General features: G+C 39.6%; 3 protein-coding genes. All 3 read right to left on the minus strand.

All coding sequences use genetic code 11. The features are described 5' to 3' along the window. Positions 1-74: 74 nt before the first annotated feature. Positions 75-2006: an OmpA family protein gene (locus Q763_RS16615; RefSeq protein ID WP_035136171.1), complete on the minus strand. Its 1932-nt coding sequence runs from the start codon at positions 2004-2006 to the stop codon at positions 75-77. Positions 2007-2018: 12 nt separating this feature from the next. Further along, entirely contained in the window at positions 2019-2930 is a 912-nt protein-coding gene (locus Q763_RS16620; protein ID WP_035136174.1) for a PorP/SprF family type IX secretion system membrane protein, read from the minus strand. 96 nt (positions 2931-3026) lie between these two features. After that, positions 3027-6926 (minus strand): gliding motility-associated C-terminal domain-containing protein (locus tag Q763_RS16625; protein WP_035136172.1); only part of this gene is annotated, 3900 nt, incomplete at its 5' end.

The raw sequence follows: 6926 nt of genomic DNA on the forward strand, positions 1-6926 counted from the left end.
TAAAAAGCCGGCTAACAACTTGTTAACCGGCTTTTCGCGTAATTAAGGGAATTATGAATAGCCTATCACTCCAGTTATAGGTCTGAAATGATAAACTCACTACGCCTGTTCATCTGGTGTTGCTCTTCGGTACAATCTACACCATCGGCACACTCATTAACCAGTTGGGTTTCCCCATACCCTCTACCGGTTAATCTGCTTGCATCAACACCATTATCAACTAACCATTTTATTGTTGACTTAGCTCTCCTGTCAGAAAGCGCTTCGTTGTATTTATGAGTTTGACGACTATCAGTATGTGAGCGTATATCAAGCTTCATGTTTGGATATTCGTTCAATACGTCAAGTATCTTTTCGAGATCTAAGGCGGCTTCCGGGCGAATGTTTGACTTGTCTAAGTCAAAATAGATCATTTTTATGCCAAAGCATTTACCCAAATCATCCCCAATAGTTACTACACATTCGGCTTTTTCAAGCTCGATAGGTAAATTGGTTTTACCATTTTCATACGGAATATTTATAAGTTGTTCTTTTGTGGTATATTCTTCTTTTTCGGCTCTTATGTTGTATATGTTACCACATTCTACAGCAAATGTATAATTACCGTTTTCATCAGAGTTTACCGTGTTTATCAGGTTAAATTTACGGTCAAATAAAGTAAGCTTTGTATCAGGCAGTATCTCTCCCGTATCGACATCGGTCACAACACCATATAGTTCCTGTATACATTCCAGCTTTCTGGTTTCAAGAAACTTATAGATATTGTCGTTTCTGGAATCTCCGTTGTTTGAAGTAAAAAAGCCTCTTCTGGATTTTGTATCAATTATATAAGCGAAGTCATCCATAGGCGAATTGATATCGGCTCCAACATTCTGAATATTATGAACACCGTTTTCATCTAACTTACCTGCAAATACGTCTAATCCTCCTAGTCCGGGATGCCCGTCTGAGGCAAAGTAAATTTCATCTTCATCACTCACAAACGGGAATGTCTCTTTACCTTCGGTATTAATTTCCGAGCCTAAATTAACAGGCTTTCCAAAATTACCCAGGCTGTCAATACTCACCTTGAATATATCTGACTGACCTATTGTACCGGGCATGTCTGAAGCGAAGTAAAGTGTCTTTTCATCCGGACTCAGTGCAGGGTGTGCCACACTATAAGAATTGCTGTTAAAAGGTAGTTCTGTTATATTACCCCACCTTCTGTTTTCTAAGGTGGCTTTGTATATTTTAATTAAAGTAATTTTACTCTCATTTTTTCCTTTTTTTCCGTTAACATAATTGTTACGGGTAAAGTAAACGGTTTTACCGTCTTTGGTAAAAATAGGGGTAGACTCATGGAACTTAGTGTTTAACTTAGTCCTGAATTTTTTAGCCCGAACAGGATTAAAATCTTCATCCATACTGGACTGATACAGGTTAGTAAACGATTCACCTGTCCATTTGTGCCTTCGGTGTCCTAAGCTACCGGTATCTCTTGCAGATGTAAAAATGATTTTATCCTGATAGAAAGAAGCACCATAATCAGAGTACTTACTGTTTATACCGGCATCGTCAATTTTATAGCGTCCGGAATTAGCCTGTATCTCTTCCATGTAATTCCTGTCCCTTTTATACAGTTGTGCCCTGATATCATTCTCCGATTTCTCATCAAACAAATCGAGCATTTCTTTAGATTTCTCAATTTCTCCAATCGATTTAAGGGACTGTGCATACCTGTAGTAATATTCGGGTTCTAAATTGGTATTCATGGCAAACAGTTCGCCATACCATTTTGCTGCTTTATCAAATTGAGAGTTGAAATAAAAGGCATTACCCAGTTTTTTGAATATGTCTTCAGATTTGTACCCTTTATTGGCAACTCTTTCATACGTTTTAATAGCATTTACATAGGCATAGTTGTCGTATTTCTTATCGGCAGAAGCTACTCTTTTTTCCTGTGAATAACTGTTAAATGACAGTAATCCTATTATTGCTATGTAAATAAAAATATAGTTTTTCATGATATAGATGATTTAAAAGAAACGTGGGGTTGTCATTTTTCCATTATTTTTAAAGATTTCATAGCGCAGGAATATTTCATGCGAACCGGAATTGTAGTTCTCCAGGTTTGTTGTTTCAAGATCATAACCATAGCCTATGTTCAAACTTTCACTAAGCTGGAAAGCTGCCAAAAGGCTAAATGATGAATCCCACCTGTAGGCCGCACCAACGGTAAATTTCTCAAGGAACATAAAGTTTGCCGATAAGTCTACCTGTAAAGGTGAACCTTCAACCATTTTGATAAGTGTACTTGGTTTAAATTTCACATCTGGTCCTAAATCAAATACATAACCTCCTATAAGGTAGTAATTGATTTTGGTTTTATAGATGGCAACATCATTATCATTATATGCATCGCCCTGAATAAAGCTGGGAACCGATAAACCTACATACATACGATCTGAACGAAAATAAACACCTGCACCTATATTGGGTTTAAATACGTTATCGAAGTTTTGAAATTGAGGGTCAGCCTGATCCACAGGATTTAATTTATTAACATCCAGATTAAACAGGTAACCTGTAGCTTTTAAACCAAAGGATAGTTTATACTTTTCGGAAGTACGTATAGTGTAGGAAAAATCGATAGAAAGATCATTTTGATTAGTAGGGCCAATCTTATCATTTATCAATGAAATACCTAAACCTACATTACTGTTACTAAATGGTGTATGCATAGAGAAACAGCTAGTTTCGGGGGCACCGTCCAGCCCAACCCATTGGGCACGGTATAAGCCAAACATACTTAAAGCTCCTCGCGATCCGGCGTAAGCCGGGTTTACGTTAATGGTGTTATACATGTATTGTGTAAACTGAGCGTTTTGCTGGCCGTAGCTTACCAGAGCTGTAAGTATCAATACGAAAGAAAATATTTTTGTTTTCATAATTCCTATAATTTTATGTTTCACATTACTTTCATCTTTAAAAAGTTAACCTATGACAGAAGCAGATGTATAGCCCCGCTAGGGGGTGAATACTTATTACCTTGAAAGGAATAAGTATCCACTTTTACTATTTGTCTGCATTACGCCTTTTCCGTCAAAGGAGGTGTAGTTAAGGATATAAAAGTAAGTTCCTGTTGGAAGACCTACTGATTTGTTTACTGTTGTTCTTCCTCTTGAAATGCCATCAAAGGCATTTGAAGTATTGTTGTAGTTTCTGGTTTCAAATACCAGTATTCCCCATCGGTTATAAATCTCAACACTATTGTCAGGATAACATTCTGTATTGTCAATGTTATCTATAACAAAGGTTTCGTTTATACTATCTCCGTTAGGAGAGAAGGCATTGTGTACCAGTATTGGTTCACATTCAATTATTTTACAATTATCTTCTACTGTAAGATTCAATCTAAGACTAGGGCAGGTTTCATCTCTGTATATATAGTCAAAAGTATATTCACCAATCGCTAGTCCGTACGCATTTATAAAACCGTTACTATCAATTTGAATATCACTGTTTGTAGGTATCCATGTACCGTCCTGTGGTATATTTTGAGGGATGAAATCAAATAAACTAACAGGAGCTGTCTCTTCATTACATGCAGTACCTGCAAATCTTAATATGCTTGAATCGTCTTGAAGAACAGTTATTGTTTGTACCAGTGTGGTTACATTACCGGCACAGTCAGACAATGTGTATGTTCTTGTTATTATATATGGAGAGCCTACACAACCGGTATCTCCATTATCAGTGTCATCTATTGTTATATTTACAAATTCACTACAGTTATCAGTTACATCAGTTACATCACCCGGATTTGGGGCAGGAATGTCTGAAATATCCTCTAAGTCAGTAATATCAGCAGGTGGTGTTCCTGTTGGAGGAGTAGTATCCATAACAGTTATAATTTGTGTATAATCAATACTATTGCCGGCACAGTCGGTAACTGTCCAAATACGGCTTAATACATAATCAGTATCACATTCAGTGTCAGTTCTTATCTCTTCAAAGGAGATTGTTACGGCATCTGGGTTACAATTGTCAGATGCAGTTATTGTTTCAGGTTCCGGAACATCATCACACGATACTGTCATGTCCTGCGGAAGGTTTCCAACAAAAACAGGAGGGGTAGTATCTTCAATGGTTATCATCTGAGTGAATATTGCTGATACATTACCACATTCATCTGTAGCTGTCCATGTATTAGTATATGTACCCGCATTCTCACAACCTGATGATACAAATTCACCTTCAGTTTTAGTGTAGCTTATTTCCCCGTCACAGTTGTCTGTAGCTATAGGTTGCATTGCCTGAGCAGCAGCTAATCCGTCAAGGTCGCTACATTCCAGTGTCAAGTCAAACTCCTGAGAACCTGTAGTCCAGCTAGGTGGGGTAGTATCTTCTATAGTGATTATCTGAGTGAAGATCTCCGATACGTTTCCACAAATATCAGTGGCTATCCATGTATTGGTATAAGTACCTGCATTACCACAACCGGAAGCTACAAACTCACCTTCTGTTTCGGTATATGTTACTTCACCGTCACAGTTGTCGGTAGCCATAGGTTGCATTGCCTGAGCAGCAGTCAGTCCGTCAAGGTCACTACATTCAAGAGTCACGTTAAGTGACTGGAATTCTGTATTCCAAACCGGAGCAGTAGTATCTTCTATAGTAATAACCTGAGTTATTGTTTCAGATGCGTTACCACAAAGGTCGGTTACTACCCAGGTATTAGTGTAAGTACCTGCATTACCACAACCTGACGATACAAATTCACCTTCAGTTTTAGTATATACCAGTTCTTCACTGTCACAATTATCTGTAGCTACGGGTTGTTGCGCCTGAGCAGCAGCCAATCCGTCAAGGTCGCTACACTCTATAGTGATGTCGAGTTCTTGTGAAAGTGTACTCCATACAGGTGCACTGGTGTCTTCAATTACTATTATTTGTGTAAATAATTTTGAAAAGTTTCCACATACATCAGTAACGGTCCACATATTGGTATACGTTCCTGCATTACCACATCCGGTTGATACAAATTCACCTTCGGTTTTGGTCATAACCAGTTCACCATCACAGTTATCATTTGCCAGAGGCTCCAGTGCCTGAGCGGCAGCAAGACCTTCAGCATCATTACATTCTATTGTCACATCCAGTGCCTGATCCGGAGTAATCCAAAGAGGTTTTGTTGTGTCTTGAATAGTAATGATTTGAATAAACACTTCCGATACGTTTCCACATTCATCATTTGCTACCCAGGTATTAGTGTAACTACCGCTACTTGGACATTCGTTTGGAACAAACTCCCCTTCAGTTTTAGTGTAAACAATTTCATTATCACAATTGTCTGTCGCTACCGGTTCCATTTGCTGAGCAAGTTCCAGTCCTTCAAGGTCGCTACACTCAAGGATAATATCTAATTCAGAAGAAGCAGTACTCCACAGCGGAGCAGTAGTATCTTCGATAGTGATTATCTGAGTAAACACTTCCGATACATTACCACACAGGTCAGTCGCTACCCAGGTATTGGTATAAGTACCACTATTAGCACAACCGGATGACACAAAAGAACCTTCAGTTTTAGTATATGAAATCTCACCGTCACAGTTATCGGTAGCTACAGGCTGTTGCGCCTGAGCAGCGGCTAAACCATCAAGGTCGCTACATTCAAGAGTAATATCTAATTCAGAAGAAGCAGTACTCCACACCGGAGCGGTAGTGTCTTCGATTGTTATCACCTGAGTAAAGACTTCCGATACGTTACCACAAAGGTCGGTTGCTACCCAGGTGTTGGTGTAAGTACCACTATTAGCACAACCGGAGGATACAAACGAACCTTCAGTTTTAGTGTAGCTGATTTCTCCGTCACAGTTGTCGGTTGCTACAGGCTGTTGCGCCTGAGCGGCAGCCAGTCCGTCAAGATCGCTACATTCAAGAGTAATATCTAATTCAGAAGAAGCAGTACTCCACATCGGAGCAGTAGTATCTTCGATAGTGATTATTTGGGTGAATACTTTCGTTACATTACCACACAGGTCGGTGGCTACCCAGGTATTGATATAGGTACCACTATTGGCACAACCTGAGGATACGAACGAGCCTTCAGTTTTAGTGTAGCTAATCTCACCGTCACAGTTATCGGTAGCTACCGGTTGTTGCGCCTGAGCGGCAGCTAATCCGTCAAGATCGCTACATTCAAGAGTAATATCTAATTCAGAAGAAGCAGTACTCCATATCGGAGCAGTAGTATCTTCAATAGTGATTACCTGAGTAAAGACTTCCGATACATTACCACAAAGGTCAGTGGCTACCCAGGTATTGGTAAAGGTTCCCGCGTTAGCACAACCGGATGACACAAATGAGCCTTCAGTTTTAGTGTAGGCAATCTCACCATCACAGTTGTCTGTTGCAACAGGCTGTTGCGCCTGAGCGGCAGCTAATCCGTCAAGGTCGCTACACTCTAAAGTGATATTAAGTTCAGTATCTATTGTTGACCATATCGGAGCAGTAGTATCTTCAATAGTGATTATTTGGGTAAACACTTCCGATACATTACCACACAGGTCGGTTGCTACCCAGGTATTAGTATAGGTTCCTGCGTTAGTACAACCAAATGACACAAAAGAACCTTCAGTTTTAGTATATGAAATCTCTCCGTCACAGTTATCGGTAGCTACAGGCTGTTGCGCCTGAGCGGCAGTCAGTCCGTCAATATCGCTACATTCAAGAGTGATATCTAATTCGGAAGAAGCAGTACTCCACAGCGGAGCAGTAGTATCTTCAATAGTGATTATCTGAGTAAAGATTTCCGATACGTTACCACAAAGGTCAGTCGCTACCCAGGTATTGGTATAGGTTCCTGCGTTAGCACAACCTGAGGACACAAATGAGCCTTCAGTTTTAGTGTATGAAATCTCACCATCACAGTTATCGGTAGC

It is taken from the genome of Flavobacterium beibuense F44-8, assembly GCF_000769915.1.
GTDB classification, from domain to species: domain Bacteria; phylum Bacteroidota; class Bacteroidia; order Flavobacteriales; family Flavobacteriaceae; genus Flavobacterium; species Flavobacterium beibuense.

Excerpts from the sequence above, each read along its gene's own strand:
- Q763_RS16615 (WP_035136171.1), bottom strand. The coding sequence starts at position 2,006 with ATGAAAAACTATATTTTTATTTACATAGCAATAATAGGATTACTGTCA.
- Q763_RS16620 (WP_035136174.1), bottom strand. The coding sequence starts at position 2,930 with ATGAAAACAAAAATATTTTCTTTCGTATTGATACTTACAGCTCTGGTA.